Genomic DNA, 18499 nt, shown 5'->3' on the forward strand with positions numbered 1-18499 from the left:
GAACGAAGCGCCTATGAAACCTCGTCAGCGGCAGGCGGCCATTCTCGAACATCTGCAAAAGCAGGGAAAATGTTCGGTAGAGGATCTGGCCCACTACTTTGACACCACCGGCACGACAATACGCAAGGACCTGGTATTGCTCGAAAACTCTGGCGCCGTCATTCGAACCTACGGCGGCGTGGTGCTCAATAAAGACGAAGCCGACCCGCCTATCGATCACAAAACGCTGATCAATACCCACCAGAAAGCGCTAATTGCCGAAGCTGCCGTCAAATTTATCCACGATGGCGATTCCATCATTCTGGATGCAGGCAGTACCGTCCTGCAGATGATCCCGCTGCTCAGCCGCTTTAACAACATCACGGTGATGACCAACAGCCTGCACATCGTCAACGCTCTGTCGGAGTTCGACAGCGAGCAGACCATCCTGATGCCCGGCGGCACCTTCCGCAAAAAATCGGCGTCGTTTCACGGCCAGCTGGCGGAGAATGCCTTCGAGCACTTCAGCTTTGATAAACTGTTTATGGGCACCGACGGCATCGACCTGAACGCGGGCGTGACGACCTTCAACGAGGTATTCAGCGTCAGTAAAGCGATGTGCAACGCCGCGCGGGAAGTCATTTTGATGGCAGACTCGTCGAAGTTTGGCCGCAAAAGCCCCAACATTGTCTGTAGCCTTGAAAGCGTTGATAAGCTGATTACCGACGCGGGTATCGACCCGGCGTTCAAGAAAGCGCTGGAAGAGAAAGGTATCGACGTGATCGTAACCGGAGAAAGAGATGAGTGATTTTCTGTTAGAAACGGGCCGCCAGACGCTGATGCTGGAACTGCAGGAAGCCAGCCGCCTGCCGGAACGTCTGGGCGAGGATTTTGTCCGCGCCGCCAACACCATTATCCACTGCGAAGGTAAAGTGATCGTGGCGGGCATCGGTAAATCCGGCCATATCGGCAAAAAGATTGCCGCGACGCTCGCCAGCACCGGCACCCCGGCGTTCTTCGTGCATCCTGCTGAGGCGCTGCACGGCGATCTGGGGATGATTGAAAGCCGCGACGTGATGCTGTTTATCTCCTACTCCGGTTCGGCCAAAGAGCTGGACCTGATTATTCCGCGCCTGCAGGAAAAATCGGTCGCCCTGCTGGCGATGACCGGCAAATCCCGCTCGCCGCTGGCGCTGGCAGCCAAAGCGACGCTGGATATTTCCGTTGAGCGTGAAGCCTGTCCGATGCACCTCGCTCCGACCTCCAGCACCGTTAACACCCTGATGATGGGCGACGCGCTGGCAATGGCGGTGATGCAGGCGCGCGGCTTTAACGAAGAAGATTTCGCCCGTTCGCATCCGGCGGGTGCGCTCGGCGCACGCCTCCTCAACAAGGTTCACCACCTGATGCGCACCGACGATGCCATTCCGCAGGTCAAACTCGATACCAGCGTCATGGATGCAATGCTGGAGCTGAGCCGCACCGGTCTGGGGCTGGTAGCGGTGTGCGATGACAACGGGAGCGTCAAGGGCGTGTTCACCGACGGCGACCTGCGCCGCTGGCTGGTGGGCGGCGGCAGGCTGGAAACCAACGTGTCGGACGCCATGACCAAAGGCGGGCTGACGCTGAACGCCGAGAGCCGCGCCATTGAAGCCAAAGAGGTGCTGATGAAGCGCAAAATCACCGCCGCACCGGTGGTGGATGACGCCGGCAGGCTATGCGGCGCCATCAACCTGCAGGATTTCTATCAGGCCGGCATTATCTAACCCTTCAGCCCCAGACGCTTCGCCAGCCTGTGCAGGTTGGCGACGTCCATCTCCAGCGCCCGCGCGCACGCCGCCCAGCTGCGGTTATTCTGCTCCAGCGCGCGGGTAATCCTCTGACGCTGAAACGCCTCCGTGGCTTCACGCAGATTTTCATTCGCTATCTCTGGCGCAGCCTGCGCAACAGCCGGTGCGCTTTCATCCTGCAGCGCAAAATGCCGCGCGTGGATCACCACCTCGTCACCCGAACGCGTCGCCCGCGCCAGCACCACCGCGCGGTGGATCGCATGCTCCAGCTCGCGCACGTTGCCCGGCCAGCCATAGCTCAGCAGATGCGACCTCGCTCCCGGGCTCAGCACCACGCGGGAAAGCCCCATCCTGAGACGGCACTGCTCGCAGAAAAAGCCCGCCAGCAGCACCACGTCGTCCCCGCGCTCGCGCAGCGGCGGCACGGTAAGCGGGAACACGCTCAGGCGATGAAACAGGTCAGCGCGGAACTGCCCGGCCAGCACCGCTTCACGCAGGTCGCGGTTGGTGGCCGCCAGCACGCGCACGTCCACTCGGTGACTGCGGTCATCCCCCACGCGCTGGATGTCGCCGTACTGCAATACGCGCAGCAGCTTGGCCTGCAGCGACAGGGACAGCTCGCCGATTTCATCCAGAAACAGCGTGCCGTTATCGGCCATTTCGAACTTGCCGCTGCGGTTGCTGATGGCCCCGGTAAACGCTCCCTTAACGTGACCAAACAGCTCGCTTTCCGCCACGCTTTCAGGCAGCGCGGCGCAATTGAGGTACACCAGCGGGTTCACCGCACGCGGCGAAGCTTCGTGAATGGACTTCGCGACAAGCTCCTTACCGGTGCCGGTTTCCCCGAAGATCAGCACGTTCAAATCTGAGGCGGCAACAATCTCAATCTCTTTTTTGAGCTGCGCCATACCCGGAGAAAGGCCGATCATCTCCGTGTGCGTCACCTGCTCAAACGCCGCCGGGCTGCCGGGAAGAATGTTCTGGCTCTCGAGCTGTTCAATCAGCAGGGCATTGTTCAGCGCCCCGGCGGCCAGGGCGGCAATCAGGCGCAGCTCTTCGTCGCTAAAGGTGTCGAACTGGTCCGACGACAGGCCGTCGAGGGTCAGGGCGCCAATCAGGTTTTGTCCGGCAAACAGCGGCAGGCCGATACAGGCGTGTACCTTCAGGCTCTCCTGTCCGGGAATCAACCCGTCGTACGGGTCGGGCAAGTCGCTGTCCGCCGGGAAACGCACCACGTCACCCGCCCGGGCGATGGTTTCCAGACGCGGATGGCCTTCCAGGGTGAAGCGCCGCCCGAGCACGTCCTTCGCCAGCCCATCGATAGCCAGCGGAATAAACTGCCGCCCTTCGTAGCGCAGCAGCGCGGACGCATCGCACTCAAGCACGTGGCGCAGCGTGGAGATCAGCCGCTGAAAGCGGTCCTGATGGCCGATACCGGTTTGCAGCTCAATGGCGATCTTCGCCAGCACGTCCACGGAAAAGCTCATATTGACCTCGCTGTCATTTTGACAATACATATTGTCATATTGACACTGCTTTTGATAGTCAAAATGACTACCCATTACGGATCATGAAAAAATTAATTCACTAAAATCAGCAAATTAAAAGTTGGCACGCAACTTGATATAGGCAAACCATCTTATTTGAACATGTTGTATTACGTAGAGGTTGCTATGTCTATTCTGGTTAAAAATAACATTCATTGGGTGGGTCAACGTGACTGGGAAGTGCGCGATTTCCACGGGACGGAATACAAAACGCTGCGCGGCAGCAGCTACAACAGCTATCTCATCCGCGAAGGAAAAAACGTGCTGATCGATACCGTCGATCACAAGTTCAGCCGCGAGTTCGTGCAGAACCTGCGCAGTGAAATCGACCTGGATGCCATCGACTACATCATCATCAACCACGCGGAAGAAGATCACGCCGGTGCGCTGACCGAGCTGATGTCTTACATTCCGAATACGCCTATCTACTGCACTACTAACGCCATCGACTCAATCAACGGTCACCACCACCATCCGGAGTGGAACTTCCACACCGTGAAAACCGGCGACGCGCTGGATATCGGCAACGGCAAGCAACTGATCTTTGTTGAAACACCCATGCTGCACTGGCCGGACAGCATGATGACCTACATGACCGGCGACGCGGTGCTGTTCAGCAACGACGCCTTCGGCCAGCACTACTGCGACGAGCGCCTGTTCAACGACGAAGTGGACCAGACCGAGCTGTTCGAGCAGTGCCAACGCTACTACGCCAACATCCTGACCCCGTTCAGCCGCCTGGTGACGCCAAAAATCACCGAGATCCTCGGCTTCAACCTGCCGGTGGACATGATTGCCACCTCCCACGGCGTGGTATGGCGTGAAAATCCCACCCAGATCGTCGAGCTGTACCTGAAGTGGGCGGCGGACTATCAGGAAGACCGCATCACTATTTTCTACGACACCATGTCCAACAACACCCGCATGATGGCGGACGCCATTGCCCAGGGCATCAACGAAGTTGACCCCAACGTGGCGGTGAAAATCTTCAACGTGGCGCGCAGCGATAAGAACGAAGTATTGACCAACGTGTTCCGCTCCAAGGGCGTGCTGGTGGGCACCTCCACCATGAACAATGTGATGATGCCGAAAATTGCCGGTCTGGTAGAAGAGATGACCGGCCTGCGTTTTCGCAACAAGCGCGCCAGCGCCTTTGGCTCCCACGGCTGGAGCGGCGGCGCGGTAGACCGTCTGTCGACCCGCCTGCAGGATGCCGGTTTTGAAATGTCCCTGAGCCTGAAGGCAAAATGGCGTCCGGATATCGACGCCCTGGAGATCTGCCGCCAGCACGGTCGCGACATTGCCCGTCAGTGGGCGCTCGCCCCCCTTCCGCAAGCGGCACAACCATCCGAACAGCAGGAAGCCTGCGCCTGTGCGGCAGCCGCGGCAGCCGCCGATCTCGGCCCGCGCATGCAGTGCAGCGTCTGCCAGTGGATTTACGATCCTGAGCTGGGCGAGCCGCTGCAGGATGTTGCTCCGGGCACGCCGTGGCGCGACGTGCCGGACAACTTCCTCTGCCCGGAATGTTCCCTCGGAAAAGACGTTTTTGACGAACTGGGTACGGAGGCAAAATGAGCAACGGTATCGTCATCATCGGCTCGGGCTTTGCCGCCCGCCAGTTGGTGAAAAACATCCGCAAGCAGGATGCCAGCGTGCCGCTGACGGTGATTGCCGCCGACAGCATGGACGAGTACAACAAGCCCGATTTAAGCCACGTCATTAGCCAGAATCAGCGCGCCGAAGATCTCACCCGCCAGACGGCGGGGGAGTTCGCCGAGCAGTTTAACCTGCGTCTGTTCCCGTACACCTGGGTCACCGATATCGACGCCGCCGCCCGCGTGGTTAAAGCAAAAGAGAAGACCTGGCATTACGACAGGCTGGTGCTCGCCACCGGTGCCTCTGCGTTCGTACCGCCGATTGAGGGGCGTGAGCTGATGCTCACCCTCAACAGCCAGCTGGAGTATCAGGCTAGCGAAACGGCGCTTCGCGACGCGCAGCGCGTGATGATTGTCGGCGGCGGGCTGATCGGCACCGAGCTGGCGATGGATTTCTGCCGGGCGGGCAAATCCGTCACCCTGGTTGACCACGCGGCGAGCATTCTGTCGTCGCTGATGCCCGCAGAAGTAAGCAGTCGCTTACAGCATCGTCTGACCGACATGGGGGTGCATCTGCTGCTCAAATCGCAGCTGCACAGCCTGAGCAAAACCGAAGGCGGTATTCGTGCCACGCTCGACCGCAGCCGCAGCGTTGAGGTGGATGCGGTTATCGCGGCGACGGGCCTGCGCCCGGAAACCGCGCTGGCGCATCGCGCCGGGGCCGAAACAGGCCGCGGCGTGAAGGTAAATAACTACCTGCAAACCACGCAGCCGGATATTTACGCCCTCGGCGACTGCGCTGAAATTAACGGTCAGGTGCTGCCCTTTTTACAGCCAATTCAATTAAGCGCGATGTATCTGGCGAAAAACCTGCTCGGCGGCAGCGCGCCGCTGAAATTACCCGCCATGCTGATTAAAGTCAAAACGCCGGAATTACCGCTGCATCTTGCCGGTGAAACGCAGCGTCAGGATCTCAACTGGCAAATAACTCTGGAGCCGCAGGGAATGGTCGCACGCGGTGCCGATAACGAGGGCCAGCTACGTGCTTTTGTCGTCAGTGAAGATCGGATGAAGGAGGCTTTCGCGCTGCTGAAGCTTTTACCTGCTTAACCCTCGTCTTGCCGGGTGACGCTTCGCTTACCCGGCCTACAGCACGGCCACGCTTACTTAACCTTTGGATTTTATTATCCACCGCCCCGATGTCCCGGGGCTTTTTTTTTACGCATCCTATTCATCAAATAAATGCAAAGCAGGTATATCATCGCCATCAATCCTTTATTAATTATTTTCATAAATACTTAAATGCGGAACAGCTGAAAAACATCACCCTGTTTTATTATTCTCGGCCGGACTAGTCTGATAAGTAATTAATCAGCCGGAGGTAAATCATGGCGACTTTTAATACAGAACTCAAATATCTTTCTCATTATTTCAGACAAACAAAACATGCTGAGCACATTTTATTTCGCTGGCTTTATCTTAGCCCTGAGGCGCGCATTGAGCGTTTGCGTGAATTGATGGTACCGGTCAGTGAACGCAGTAGGTGACTGCCGGACAAAAAACCGGAACACTTTACGTAAACCAGCACTTTTTCTTCCGCAAAAAAATCCTACACTCTCAGCATCCCTTTTTTACCGGTATGCCGCTATGCGCCAGCTTCAGAAAATCCGTCAGTATCAACGGCTTTATCAGCACTACGGCGTAACACCTGCGTCCACGACCATTGCCGAAGTCGCGGAGGTTGCGCTGTGCAGCGAACGTCATGCGCGCACCCTGCTGCGACAGCTCGCGCAAAGCGGCTGGCTAAGCTGGGACGCGCAGCCGGGGCGCGGGCACCGTGCCACCCTGCACTGCCTGACCACCACCAGCGAGCTGAGCGCGCCGCTGATGCACGCCTGCCTTGAGAAAGGCGATTACCAGAGCGCGCTGCAGCTGGCCGACGGCGATCCGGCCAGCCTGCATCATATCATCACCCCGTTTTTAGGCGGCAAATGGCTTAAGCATCAGCCGACGCTGCGCATTCCGTGGTATCGCGCGCTGACCTCACTGCACCCTGCCCTTCAGCGCCGCCGCGCCGAACAGCATATTATCTGCGCGGTTCACGCGGGACTGACGCGCTACGTGCCCGGCCAGCCGCAGCCGGTAGCGGATTTAGCCCACCACTGGGATACCCGTGACGACAAACGTCGCTGGCGCTTTTACCTGCGCAGCGGCGCGCACTGGCATAACGGGCAGGCCATCAGCGATGAAGATATTCTCAGCGCGATGCAGCAGATGCTGGCCGATCCGGCGCGCAGCGCGGGGCTCGCGCACGTTCAAACGGTGTCGCTTGTCGCCCCCTGGTGTCTGGAGATCACGCTTAACGCGCCCGATGCCATGCTGGTGCATCGTCTCGCGCATCACGCCTGTCGCCTGCCGCATCCGCAGCAGCCGACTATCGGCGCGGGTCCCTTTGCTATCGCCCATCACCACTCGCACTACCTGCGCCTTGAGCGTCAGCCCTGGTACTTTGCAGCACACCCGCTGCTGCATGCGATTGAGTTCTGGCGAACCCGCAGCGAGGCGGAAAAATCGGCGTGGATCACCGTGGGGAAAGGCGAAAATGCCCGGGAGTCCGTCACCTCCACCAGCGGCGGGTTTGCCTGGCTGATGCTGAATGCCGGGCTGCCGCAGCCGCTGGCCGCCTGGCTGCGTCAGGAAATTCAGCATATTAACCAACAGCACCTCCGCCGGGAGGATGTCGATACCCGCACGGAAATCCTGCCCGGCATCACCACGCCCGCGTTTGCGGATGCGTCCGACGTGGCGCTGCCCGCGGCCCTTTCGCTGGTCTGCTACGACACGCCGGGGCTGTGCGATCTGGCCAGCATGCTGCAAACGCGTCTTAAAAAGCGCGGCTGTAACGTTAACATCCAGCGGAAGGACCGCGAGGCGTGGCATGCTCCCGACGCGCTGGCGCAGGGGGATATTTTACTGGGGGATTATCTGGCGGGTGAAGCCGCGGAATTCGCGCTGGCTGAGTGGTTTACCGAAGAGCCCGCGTGGGCCGCCGCGCTGGGGCAGACCGCCTGGCAAAAAGCGAAGCAGGCGCTGATGACATACTGCGAAAGCGAAGAAAGCCTGCGAAAACACCTGCCCGCCTTCTTTCAGCATCTGCTGGAAAGCGGCGCCTGCACGCCGCTGTTCCACTACCGCTATCGCCTTAACACCCTGGAAAACGTGCAGGACATTGTGCTGACCGCCAGCGGCTGGCTTGATTTTACCCGCGCCTGGCTGCCGCCGGTTCAGGAGCGCACCACCAGCGCGTCGTAGCCGCGCCAGCGGTAGTTGACCATGGAGATCAGCCAGCAGGCAACGAACAGCCCAACCACCACAAACCCGGCGTTGCCCAGGTTGTCGTTGACCGCGCCAATCAGATCCCAGACGCCGCCGCTGAGGGCGAACTTGTCCATCAGCAGGCCCAGCGCTTCCAGCCCGCCGATAAACAGCGCCACCACCACGGAGGTGCCGGTGATGGTCATGTTGTAGTAGAGCTTGCGCTGCGGCTTGTTAAACGCCCAGCCGTAGGCACCGACCATCAGCAGGTTGTCGAGGGTATCCACCAGCGCCATGCCGCTGGCGAAGAGCGCCGGAAAAATCATGATTGACCACACCGACATCCCGCTGGAGGCGCTGGCGGCAGAGATCCCCAGCACGCCAATCTCGGTGGCCGTGTCAAAGCCGAGGCCAAACAGGAAACCGACCAGGTACATCTGCCAGCTTTTATTCACCAGGCGGAAGGTTTTGCCAAACAGCCAGTTCATGACGCCGCCCTGCGCAGGCAGCGTAATGTCGCCCTGCACGGGCCTGCCGTGTTTCAGCGCCTGAAAACTGCGCCAGACGCCGCGCAGGATCACCATGTTCACCAGCGCCATTGCCAGCAGGAAGGTGGCGGAAACGGCGGTGCCAATCAGGCTGCCGGTTTCGTGGAACCATTCCATGTTTTTCTGAAACGCCGTTGCGGTAGCGGCGATAGCAATGGAGGCCAGCACTACGATGGTGGAGTGCCCCAGCGAGAACCACGCCCCCACGCCGGACGGGCGTTTGCCCTGCTGCATCATCTTACGCGTCACGGTATCAATGGCCGCGATGTGATCGGCGTCCACCGCGTGACGCAGCCCGTAGCACCACGCCAGCAGGCTGGCGGCCATCAGCGCCGTGCTGCCGCTAAAGGCGTGCCATGCCCATCCCCAGGCCAGCAGGTTTGCCATTACCAGAGCCAGCAGCAGAAGCGCGGCGCGAGGTTCATTGCGTAAGCGTCGTAACATTTTAAATCCTTTGTGAACATGACCGGGCGGCGGCGATCGCCGCCTGCCCGAAGGAGATCGCTCCGTCACCTGCGGGCAGGCGCGAAGGAAAAAGAAGCGTAAAGTCAGAAAGATAATGACGCAGGCGCACGCACAGCAGACGGTTGTGCAACACGCCACCGCTGAGGCAGATTGTCGACAGCGATAAGCGTCGGGCATGGAGCGCGGCGAGTTCCGCCAGCCCTTTTGCCAGCGCGTCGTGAAACGCCCACGCGCGCTCGCACGGCTCAGCCTGCCAGGCCAACCACTGCTGCCAGAAAAGCGCGAGGTTGTCGACAGACAGCGTCACCGGATGGTCGACGCCCGTGCACTGCGAGGCCAGCGCTTCCAGCCTGCAGGCGGCTTCACCCTCCCAGGACTGCGCGTCGATACCGAGCGCACAGGCGACGGCATCAAACAGGCGACCACAGGATGAGGCACGCGGCGCGTTGATGCCGCGCCCGATCGCCGTCGCCAGCAGCGGCCAGTTCTGGTGCTGAACCACGCGCGTTTCCGGGTACTGCTGCCAGTCAGGGACAAACGCCAGACAGTGGGCGAGCAGATTGCGCCACGGCTGCCGCGCCGCCAGATCGCCGCCCGGCAGCGCAACGGCAGGCAGCCCGCCCAGACGCTCGCACGCGAGATAGTTCACCCGCAGGCACTCCCCACCCCACAGCGCGCCGTTTTCACCCATGCCGATCCCGTCCAGCGTCAGGGCGATAACGTCACCGCCGTCAAGCGGCCAGCCGTTTTCCGCCAGGCACGCCGCCGCGTGGGCGTGATGGTGCAGTACGGTTTCAACCGGCAGCCCCTGTGCCTGTGCCCATTGTTGCGTGTGGTAGCCCGGATGGGCATCGCACACCACGCGCTCCGGCTGGAAGGCGTAGATGTCCTGCATCGTCGAGAGCGCGGCGCGCCACTGCGCTTCGACACCCTCGTCGCCGAGATCGCCAAAGTGCTGGCTCAGCACCGCCTGGCTGCCACGCACCAGGCAGAAGGTGTTTTTCATCTCCGCGCCGGTGCATAACATGGCGGGGATATTCTCGAAACCCGCAGGCAACGTGATGGCATCCGGCACAAAACCGCGCGCCCGGCGCAGCATCGCGCCGTCCCGATCCATCACCGAATCGTCCATCCGTTGAAGAATAGCGCGATTGTGCAGCAGGAAGCCGTCCGCAATGCTGCCCAGTTCATCCAGCGCCTGTTGATTACTGATGGCAGGCGGCCTGCCGCTGAGGTTGCCGGAGGTCATCACCAGCGGGCGCCGGCAGTCCATCATCAGAAGATGCTGCAGCGGATTGGCGGGCAGCATGATGCCCACGCTATCCAGACCCGGCGCAATAGCCCCAGGCAAGTCAGGCAGCCAGGCTTTTGGCGTGAGCACGATGGGTGCAGCGGGTGAGCCGAGCAGCGTCTGAATCGACTCAGGCAGCTTATCCGCCTGCGGGCTCATCACCGCCAGCGGCTTCGACGGGCGCTGCTTGCGTGAGCGCAATTTCTGTATCGCCTGCGGGTTTTGCGCATCGCAGACGAGGTGAAAACCGCCCAGCCCTTTAACCGCAACGATGCCGCCGCTTTTCAGCATCTCCACCGCCGCACGCAGTGCCGCTTCACGGGTGGCAAGAGTGTCGCCCGCACGCCATTCCAGCGCGGGCCCGCAGTCCAGGCAGGCCACCGGCTGGGCGTGAAAGCGGCGGTCGGACGGATTACGGTATTCCGTTTCGCACGGCACGCAGAGCGGGAAAGGTGCCATCGACGTGGCCGGACGGTCATAGGGCATGGCGCGGATAATGGTAAACCGCGGCCCGCAGTGGGTGCAGTTGATAAACGGGTAGCGATAACGGCGCTCGCCGGGGTCGCGCATTTCAGCCAGGCACGCCGGACAGGTCGCGGCATCGGGGACAATCTGTGTGTCCATCGCCCCGCCCGCGCTGTGGCGGATGGTAAAATCCTCCGGCAGATGCGCCCAGGTAAACGGCTGCGTGTCAACGTGGTCAATGCGTGCCAGCGGTGGGCAGTCCTGATGCAGCCTCGCGGTAAAGGCCCCCCCATTACCCGCGAGGCGCACCAGTACGCCCTCTCCGTCGTTGCAGACATCGCCCGTTAGCTGAAGCTGATGCGCAAGCTGCCAGACGAAGGGCCGAAACCCCACGCCCTGCACCTTGCCGCGCACGCGCAGCTGTACGCCGTTACTGCTCATGGCGGATCAGAACAGCAGTGATGCTGAGGTATCGAACGCCGCACGACGGCGCTTTTCGGCGCTCATCTGCTCAAGTTTGTCGCGATCCACGCAGACCAGCGCGTGTGTCGGGCAGGCTTCCATGCAGGCCGGGCCGGCATCGCGGTGGTAGCACAGGTCACATTTGTTGGCTTCGGCTTTCTCCGCCCGCACGCTCAGCCCCATGCCGCTGTTGCGCACAACCGGACGGACAACCACCTCCATCGCGCCGTACGGGCAGGCGACCACGCAGGTTTTGCAGCCAATGCAGCGCTCCTGCATGACATGCACAAAGCCTTTCTCGCGTTTAATCGCCCCGTTCGGGCAGACGTTCGCACAGGGTGCGTCTTCGCACTGGCGACAGATGGCGGCGGTAGAAATATTCACGCCTTTGATGACGTGGATGCGCGGCAGGAACGTGTCAGGAGTCAGCGACGCGCAGTCCTGCTCCGCCTGATGGGAAACCACGCACGCCACTTCACAGGTACGGCAACCAATACACTTACTGGCATCGGCCATAATAAAACGGTTCATCTGCTTCTCCAGCATTACAGTTATGCGCGGAGATATTCATAAACCGTGCCAATTATTAACACGATGATTTTTAAGTATTTTAAAAATGAGCATGGTGCTGTCATCGTCACTTATGACGACAACAGCTGTCGACGTCACCGATGCGGACCGTCGATCACGGAGTCGCGCAGGATAAGCTCGCCGGAGAAGGTTTGCTGGTATTTAAACTCACCGCCGTCGAGCATGAAGATCAGGCGGCTGATGGTCTCCTTGATCATCTCCGTCACCGGAATGCGCACGCTGGAAAGCGACGGCACCATGTACGGCGCGATGGCCACATCGTCAAAGCCAATCACCGACACCGCGTCCGGCGTGGCGACACCGCTGTCGTGCAGCTGCTTCATGGCACCAATCGCCATATCGTCATTACTTGCCACCAGCGCCGTAAAGCCTTCGCCGCGGGATAACAGCTCCGCCACTGCCGCCGCGCCGCTGGCCGGATTCCATTTCCCCTGCGCAATCAGCCCCTCCCGCAGAGGAATGCCGTGCTGCATCAGCGCTGCCCGGTAACCGGAAAGACGCTCAACGCCGGTCGGGGAATCGAGTGAGCCGGTGATAAACGCAATATCCCGGTGGCCTTTCGCAATCAGCTTCGACACCGCGTCCTGGCAGGAGGCGTTATGATCGGACCAGACGCTGTGGCTGCTGTTTTTCCGCAGGCGGCGGTTGAGCACCATAATCGGCTGCTCGCACTTTTCGACGATCTCGTCCATCTCCTCGACGCTCAGAAAACGCGGATAGATGATCACCGCGTCGCAGCGCATGTCGAGCAGATACTGAATGGCCTCGCGCTCCTCGTCGGCGCTGTGCTTGCCGTCCGCGAGGATCAGCTGCCGCCCCTTCTCTTCGGTCATGCGCGCGGCGTGAAACAGCAGTTCGCTAAAGTAGACGCCGTGGTAAAGGGTGTTGGTCACCACCAGCCCCAGCGTCTGGGTACGTTTGGTCGCCAGGTTGCGCGCCAGCAAATTCGGGCGATAGCCGCTCTCTTCAATGGCCTGAAACACCCGGTCTTTGGTCTCCTGGCTGACGTAGCCATTTCCCGACAGCACCCGGGAGACCGTCGCTTTCGAAACGCCTGCCCGCTTCGCCACTTCCAGCATCGTGGTCATGTTGTTATTCCGTTTGAAACTGATGAGCGCAGTGTACTGCACTGCAAAAAAATTGTCGCAGCGGTGAAATCACGCTTTCACCGTCGATAGGTGATCGTCATCACGAATGTGAAAAATGTACAAAAAGCGATCTTGTTTCATTCAAAGAAACTCATGATGATTATGTGAAACCGGTTTCCTACATTTCTCACAACGATAACAGGATCACATCCGATGGCCAAAAATTACGCCGCGCTGGCGAACGACGTTGTCAGCGCGCTGGGCGGCAAAGAGAACATTGTCGCCGTCACTCACTGCATGACGCGTCTGCGCTTCGTCCTGAAAGACGAAAGCCTCACCGATGCCGCGCGCCTGAAAAGCATCAGCGGCGTGCTCGGCGTGGTGCGCAATGACAACCAGTGTCAGGTCATTATTGGCAACACCGTTTCTCAGGCGTACCGCGAAGTGGTGAGCCTGCTGCCAACCAGCCTGCAGCCTGCCGTACCGGAAGGCCCGCAGAAACTGACCTTACGCCGCATTGGCGCGGGGATCCTCGACGCGCTGATCGGCACCATGTCCCCGCTGATCCCGGCGATCATCGGCGGCTCGATGGTCAAGCTGCTGGCAATGATCCTCGAGATGACCGGCGTGCTGGGCAAGGGCGATCCCACGCTGACCATCCTGACGGTCATTGGCGACGGCGCGTTCTTCTTCCTGCCGCTGATGGTGGCGGCCTCGGCGGCGGTGAAGTTCAAAACCAACATGTCGCTGGCGATTGCCATTGCGGGCGTGCTGGTGCACCCGAGCTTTATCGAGCTGATGGCGAAAGCCGCACAGGGCGAGCACGTTGAGTTCGCCTTTATCCCGGTGACGGCGGTGAAATACACCTACACGGTGATCCCGGCGCTGGTGATGACCTGGTGCCTGTCGTACATCGAACGCTGGGTGGATCGCATCACCCCGGCGGTGACGAAAAACTTCCTCAAGCCGATGCTGATCGTGCTGATTGCCGCCCCGCTCGCCATCGTGCTGATTGGCCCGCTGGGGATCTGGATCGGTAGCGCCATCTCTGCGCTGGTCTACACCATTCACGGCTATCTGGGCTGGCTCTCCGTCGCCATTATGGGCGCGCTGTGGCCGCTGCTGGTGATGACCGGTATGCACCGCGTGTTTACGCCGACCATCATTCAGACCATTGCCGAAACGGGCAAGGAAGGGATGGTGATGCCGTCGGAAATCGGCGCCAACCTGTCGCTCGGCGGCTCGTCGCTGGCGGTGGCGTGGAAAACTAAAAACCCGGAACTGCGCCAGACGGCGCTGGCGGCGGCGGCCTCCGCCATCATGGCGGGGATCTCTGAACCGGCCCTGTACGGCGTGGCGGTGCGGCTGAAACGTCCGCTGATTGCAAGCCTGATCAGTGGCTTTATCTGCGGCGCGGTGGCGGGCATGGCCGGACTTGCCAGCCACTCGATGGCGGCACCGGGGCTGTTCACCAGCGTGCAGTTCTTCGACCCGGCCAACCCGATGACCATCGTATGGGTGTTTGGCGTGATGGGTCTGGCAGTGGTGCTCTCGTTTGTTCTGACCCTGATCTTAGGCTTTGAGGATATTCCGGTCGAAGACGAGGCCGAAAAAGCGCGCGCCCTGCAGACCGCACCGGTACAGAGCAAAGCAGCACAAGCATAAATTGAAAGCGAGGTAAGAATGTCTGTTTTTCCACAAGGATTTTTATGGGGCGGCGCGCTTGCCGCCAACCAGAGTGAAGGTGCTTACCGCGAAGGCGGCAAAGGGCTGACGACGGTCGATATGATCCCCCACGGCGCGAATCGTCTGGCGGTGAAGATCGGTAAGGAAAAGCGTTTCTCGCTGCGTGACGACGAGTTCTACCCGAGCCACGAGGCGATTGATTTTTACCATCGCTATAAAGAAGACATCGCCCTGATGGCGGAGATGGGCTTTACGGTATTCCGCACCTCGATTGCCTGGAGCCGCCTCTACCCGAACGGCGACGAGCCGCTGCCGAACAAAGAGGGTATTGCCTTCTACCGCGCGGTGTTCGAGGAGTGCAAAAAGTACAACATCGAGCCGCTGGTCACCCTGTGCCACTTCGACGTGCCGATGCACCTGGTGACGGAGTACGGCTCGTGGCGCAACCGTAAGATGGTCGATTTCTTCGCCCGCTACGCCCGCACCTGCTTCGAGGAGTTTAACGGGCTGGTGAAATACTGGCTGACCTTCAACGAAATCAACATCATGCTGCACAGCCCGTTCTCCGGCGCGGGGCTGGTGTTTGAGGAAGGTGAAAACGAGGACCAGGTGAAATACCAGGCCGCGCACCACGAGCTGGTGGCGAGCGCGCTGGCGACCAAAATTGCCCACGAGGTGAACCCGGAAAACCAGGTCGGCTGCATGCTGGCGGGCGGCAATTTCTACCCGTACTCCTGCAAGCCGGAAGACGTGTGGATGGCGCTGGAGAAAGACCGCGAGAACCTGTTCTTTATCGACGTGCAGGCGCGCGGCAGCTACCCGGCCTACTCCGCCCGCGTGTTCCGCGAGAAAGGCGTGGTGATTGTGAAAGACCCTGGCGACGATCTACTTCTGAAAAACACCGTCGACTTTGTCTCGTTCAGCTATTACGCCTCGCGCTGCGCGTCGGCGGACATGAACGCGGGCAACACCAGCGCGGCGAACATCGTGAAGTCCCTGCGCAACCCGCATATTCAGGTGAGCGAATGGGGCTGGGGCATCGACCCGCTCGGCCTGCGCATCACCATGAACATGATGTACGACCGCTACCAGAAGCCGCTGTTCCTGGTGGAAAACGGCCTCGGTGCGAAGGACGAGATCGATGCCAACGGCGAGATCAACGACGACTACCGTATCAGCTACCTGCGCGAGCACATCCGCGCGATGGGCGACGCGATTGAAGACGGCGTGCCGCTAATGGGCTACACCACCTGGGGCTGCATCGACCTGGTGGCCGCCTCAACGGGCGAGATGAGCAAGCGCTACGGGTTTGTGTACGTCGACCGGGACGATACCGGGAACGGCACGCTGGACCGCAAGCGCAAGAAATCGTTCGGGTGGTATAAGAAGGTGATTGCGAGTAACGGGGCGGATCTGGAGTAGCCTGTTGCCCTCACCCCAGCCCTCTCCCGGTGGGAGAGGGAGATGGGTCTGGTAGGCCGGGTAAGGCGAAGCCGCCACCCGGCACTGCTCAGAGCTGAGAAAAACCTCCATCCCCAACCCACTCCGCAAGCCGTGAATAGACCACTTCCACCGCCTCTTTCACCGGCGGCGTCATCGGGTAATAAAATCCGACAATGTCCGGCTGGATCCCCAAAAACAGCACCTCGCCCACGTCGTCTTTAATCTGATCGACCAGGTAGTTCAGCGGCATATTGTGCGTCGTCATCATAAACATCTCGGCAATGTCGTCCGGGTCAATCAGGCGGATCTCGCCGGGATTGAGCCCCATATCGGTGGCATCGACGATCAACAGCCTGTCCGGGCGCAGTTCGCGAATGGCGACCACGTCGTTTTCCGGCGCGCTGCCGCCGTCGATAACCACCCAGCTGCCCTGCGGGTTCGCAGCGCACATCTCTGCCAGCAGTGGGCCCGCGCCGTCGTCGCCCATCATGCTGTTGCCAACACACAGTAAAACGTCAGTCACGTAATCTCCTCACCATCAGGTAGATGGCGCTCTCCTGATGAATATCGTGCAGCATGCTTAGCAGCGTTTTGCTCCACGCCTGCTGCACGGGGGTTTGCCTGCTCAGCGCCGCGTCAAAGGCGTTGGCGAGCATCGCAATGTGGTTGGCGTCGATGACGATCTCGCCGTACTTCGGCACGCCCTCCATCTTGCGCCGCGCCGTGCTGCCCTCCTCCAGCGTGGCGATCCACGCCAGGTAATCGGCCCACGGGCAGCTCAGCGCCGCCTCCAGGCAGTCGATCACCCCGAGGTGATGCCCAATCGCCAGGCTGTAATAGACCACCTGCTGCGCCGCATCCGGCGTGGCATCGTTCTCATCAATAAACTTACGGCTCAGCTGGCTGAACACCACCGTTTCACTCATCGGATACGCGCCTCATCCACGATGCTGTTCAGGTTCGCCACGATCTCATTGAGACGCGGATCGTTTTCCGCCTCCAGCCAGCGCGCCACCTGATGGTCACCCTGGCTGAGCAGACGCAGATAATCGTCGGCAATCTGACGCCCGTAGCGATAGCCCGCCAGCCTGCGCGCCGTGCGGTCGACCTTCACGCGCAGCGGCTGCACCATGTCCGGGTGCAGAATGGCGGCCGGCTGGTTGTCCAGCTCGCCCGGTTCGCGGGCGTGGATTTTCTGCTCCAGCAGGCCGAGCGCCATCGCAAAGCCGTACAGCGTCGCGGCGGGTGTCGGCGGGCAGCCTGGAATGTAGACGTCCACCGGCACGATTTTGTCGGTGCCGCCCCAGACGCAGTAAAGGTCGTGGAAGATGCCGCCGCTGTTGCCGCAGGCCCCGTACGAGATGCATATTTTCGGGTCCGGCGCGGACTGCCAGGCGCGCAGCGCGGGGGATCGCATGGCGCGGGTGACGGCCCCGGTAAACAGCAGAATGTCCGCATGGCGCGGGGACGGCACCACCTTGATGCCGAAGCGCTCGGCGTCAAACAGCGGCGACAGCGTGGCGAAGATCTCGATCTCACAGCCATTGCAGCCACCGCAGTCCACGCGGTAGACGTAGGCCGAGCGTTTGATTTTTTTCAGCAGCGACGCCTTCATGCTGGCGATGGACTCCTCCACCGTCATCGGCACCGGAATGCCGTTAGCGTCGCGCGGGCCCAGTAGGTTTTCCATCAGCTGGCCTCTCTCATATGGCGGGTGATATCAATGCGGTCGGACGGCAGCAGGCACTTCTGGCGCTTGCACTCCGGGCAGGTTTCAAAGCTTTCGCGGTGATGCTCTGCGCGGGCGTCGCCGTTGTGCTGCAGCAGCGCGATGGCGTAGTCGATCTCTTTCTGCACGGCGAACGGGCGTCTGCAGACGCGGCAGTTGCACAGGTCAAAGCGCGACTGCTGCAGAAAATCCTCTTTCTTCCACACCGCCAGCTCGTATTCCTGCGACAGGCGAATGGCGACCGTCGGGCAGACCTCCTCGCAGCGGCCGCAGAAGATGCAGCGCCCGAGGTTAAACTGCCAGGCCAGCTCGCCGGTTTTGAGATCCGTTTCGACCGTTAAGGCGTTCGACGGGCAGGCGTTGACGCAGGCCGCGCAGCCGATGCACTGCTGCGGATTGTGCTCCGGCTTGCCGCGAAAGTTTTTATCCACCGGCATCGGCTCCAGCGGATAGCTGCTGGTCTGCGTGCCCGTTTTGATCACTTTTTTGATAAAGGTAAACATGG

The 18499-nt window shown here is 60.5% G+C and carries 17 protein-coding genes; 8 read left to right on the forward strand and 9 right to left on the reverse strand.

The window, feature by feature from the left end:
* Positions 1-13 precede the first annotated feature (13 nt).
* Together K5E19_RS11675 and gutQ are read left to right on the forward strand one after the other, a co-directional pair.
* Complete coding sequence (locus tag K5E19_RS11675) at positions 14-787, forward strand: DNA-binding transcriptional repressor (protein WP_032660362.1); 774 nt, start codon at positions 14-16, stop codon at positions 785-787.
* A complete protein-coding gene (gutQ, locus tag K5E19_RS11680) occupies positions 780-1745 on the forward strand; it encodes an arabinose-5-phosphate isomerase GutQ (protein WP_029742068.1) in 966 nt (321 codons plus the stop codon). Before K5E19_RS11675 ends, gutQ begins: the two co-directional genes overlap by 8 nt.
* On the opposite strand, the gene norR is transcribed toward gutQ, so the two are convergent.
* Positions 1742-3256 carry a nitric oxide reductase transcriptional regulator NorR gene (norR, locus tag K5E19_RS11685; protein WP_221551333.1) on the reverse strand — a complete coding sequence of 505 codons (1515 nt, stop codon included), beginning with the start codon at positions 3254-3256 and terminating at the stop codon, positions 1742-1744. The two genes, gutQ and norR, sit on opposite strands and share 4 nt — an antisense overlap.
* Positions 3257-3442: 186 nt before the next feature.
* On the opposite strand from norR, the gene norV reads away from it, so the two are divergent.
* From norV to K5E19_RS11705, 4 genes are all read left to right on the forward strand, one after another.
* A complete protein-coding gene (gene norV, locus K5E19_RS11690) occupies positions 3443-4891 on the forward strand; it encodes an anaerobic nitric oxide reductase flavorubredoxin (protein ID WP_221551336.1) in 1449 nt (482 codons plus the stop codon).
* Positions 4888-6021, forward strand: a complete 1134-nt coding sequence (gene norW / locus K5E19_RS11695; protein ID WP_221551337.1) for an NADH:flavorubredoxin reductase NorW — start codon at positions 4888-4890, stop codon at positions 6019-6021. Before norV ends, norW begins: the two co-directional genes overlap by 4 nt.
* Positions 6022-6299: 278 nt before the next feature.
* Entirely contained in the window at positions 6300-6458 is a 159-nt protein-coding gene (locus tag K5E19_RS11700) for a hypothetical protein (protein ID WP_221551338.1), read from the forward strand.
* A gap of 100 nt (positions 6459-6558) precedes the next feature.
* The gene (locus K5E19_RS11705; protein WP_221551339.1) at positions 6559-8223 is read left to right on the forward strand and encodes an SgrR family transcriptional regulator; all 1665 of its coding nucleotides are present in this window, start codon (positions 6559-6561) and stop codon (positions 8221-8223) included.
* Here the strand turns inward: K5E19_RS11705 and K5E19_RS11710 are convergent.
* The 4 genes from K5E19_RS11710 to K5E19_RS11725 all read right to left on the reverse strand — a co-directional run bounded on the left by K5E19_RS11710 (position 8196) and on the right by K5E19_RS11725 (position 13136).
* Positions 8196-9218: a HoxN/HupN/NixA family nickel/cobalt transporter gene (locus K5E19_RS11710; RefSeq protein ID WP_221551340.1), complete on the reverse strand. Its 1023-nt coding sequence runs from the start codon at positions 9216-9218 to the stop codon at positions 8196-8198. The two genes, K5E19_RS11705 and K5E19_RS11710, sit on opposite strands and share 28 nt — an antisense overlap.
* A 1-nt stretch (position 9219) precedes the next feature.
* Positions 9220-11436, reverse strand: coding sequence for a carbamoyltransferase HypF (hypF, locus tag K5E19_RS11715; protein WP_221551341.1), 2217 nt, complete (start codon positions 11434-11436; stop codon positions 9220-9222).
* A gap of 6 nt (positions 11437-11442) precedes the next feature.
* Positions 11443-11988: an electron transport protein HydN gene (gene hydN, locus K5E19_RS11720; protein ID WP_174340997.1), complete on the reverse strand. Its 546-nt coding sequence runs from the start codon at positions 11986-11988 to the stop codon at positions 11443-11445.
* Between the two features lie 134 nt (positions 11989-12122).
* Positions 12123-13136, reverse strand: coding sequence for a LacI family DNA-binding transcriptional regulator (locus K5E19_RS11725; RefSeq protein WP_221551342.1), 1014 nt, complete (start codon positions 13134-13136; stop codon positions 12123-12125).
* A gap of 213 nt (positions 13137-13349) precedes the next feature.
* Here K5E19_RS11725 and ascF point away from each other — a divergent pair, with 213 nt between their 5' ends.
* Entirely contained in the window at positions 13350-14801 is a 1452-nt protein-coding gene (ascF, locus tag K5E19_RS11730) for a PTS cellobiose/arbutin/salicin transporter subunit IIBC (protein WP_221551344.1), read from the forward strand.
* Between the two features lie 18 nt (positions 14802-14819).
* Complete coding sequence (locus K5E19_RS11735; RefSeq protein ID WP_221551346.1) at positions 14820-16244, forward strand: 6-phospho-beta-glucosidase; 1425 nt, start codon at positions 14820-14822, stop codon at positions 16242-16244.
* Between the two features lie 88 nt (positions 16245-16332).
* On the opposite strand, the gene hycI is transcribed toward K5E19_RS11735, so the two are convergent.
* Genes hycI through K5E19_RS11755 form a run of 4 tightly spaced genes read right to left on the reverse strand, consistent with a single transcriptional unit; the run spans position 16333 to position 18497 of the window.
* Positions 16333-16788, reverse strand: coding sequence for a hydrogenase maturation peptidase HycI (gene hycI / locus K5E19_RS11740; RefSeq protein ID WP_121932282.1), 456 nt, complete (start codon positions 16786-16788; stop codon positions 16333-16335).
* Complete coding sequence (locus K5E19_RS11745) at positions 16781-17191, reverse strand: formate hydrogenlyase maturation HycH family protein (protein ID WP_221551348.1); 411 nt, start codon at positions 17189-17191, stop codon at positions 16781-16783. The genes hycI and K5E19_RS11745 overlap by 8 nt, the downstream gene beginning before the upstream one ends.
* Positions 17188-17955, reverse strand: coding sequence for an NADH-quinone oxidoreductase subunit B family protein (locus K5E19_RS11750; RefSeq protein ID WP_061097269.1), 768 nt, complete (start codon positions 17953-17955; stop codon positions 17188-17190). The genes K5E19_RS11745 and K5E19_RS11750 overlap by 4 nt, the downstream gene beginning before the upstream one ends.
* Complete coding sequence (locus K5E19_RS11755; protein WP_047173493.1) at positions 17955-18497, reverse strand: formate hydrogenlyase complex iron-sulfur subunit; 543 nt, start codon at positions 18495-18497, stop codon at positions 17955-17957. The genes K5E19_RS11750 and K5E19_RS11755 overlap by 1 nt, the downstream gene beginning before the upstream one ends.
* Between the last annotated feature and the right edge of the window lie 2 nt (positions 18498-18499).

Source organism: Enterobacter sp. RIT637 (genome assembly GCF_019718755.1).
GTDB lineage: Bacteria > Pseudomonadota > Gammaproteobacteria > Enterobacterales > Enterobacteriaceae > Enterobacter.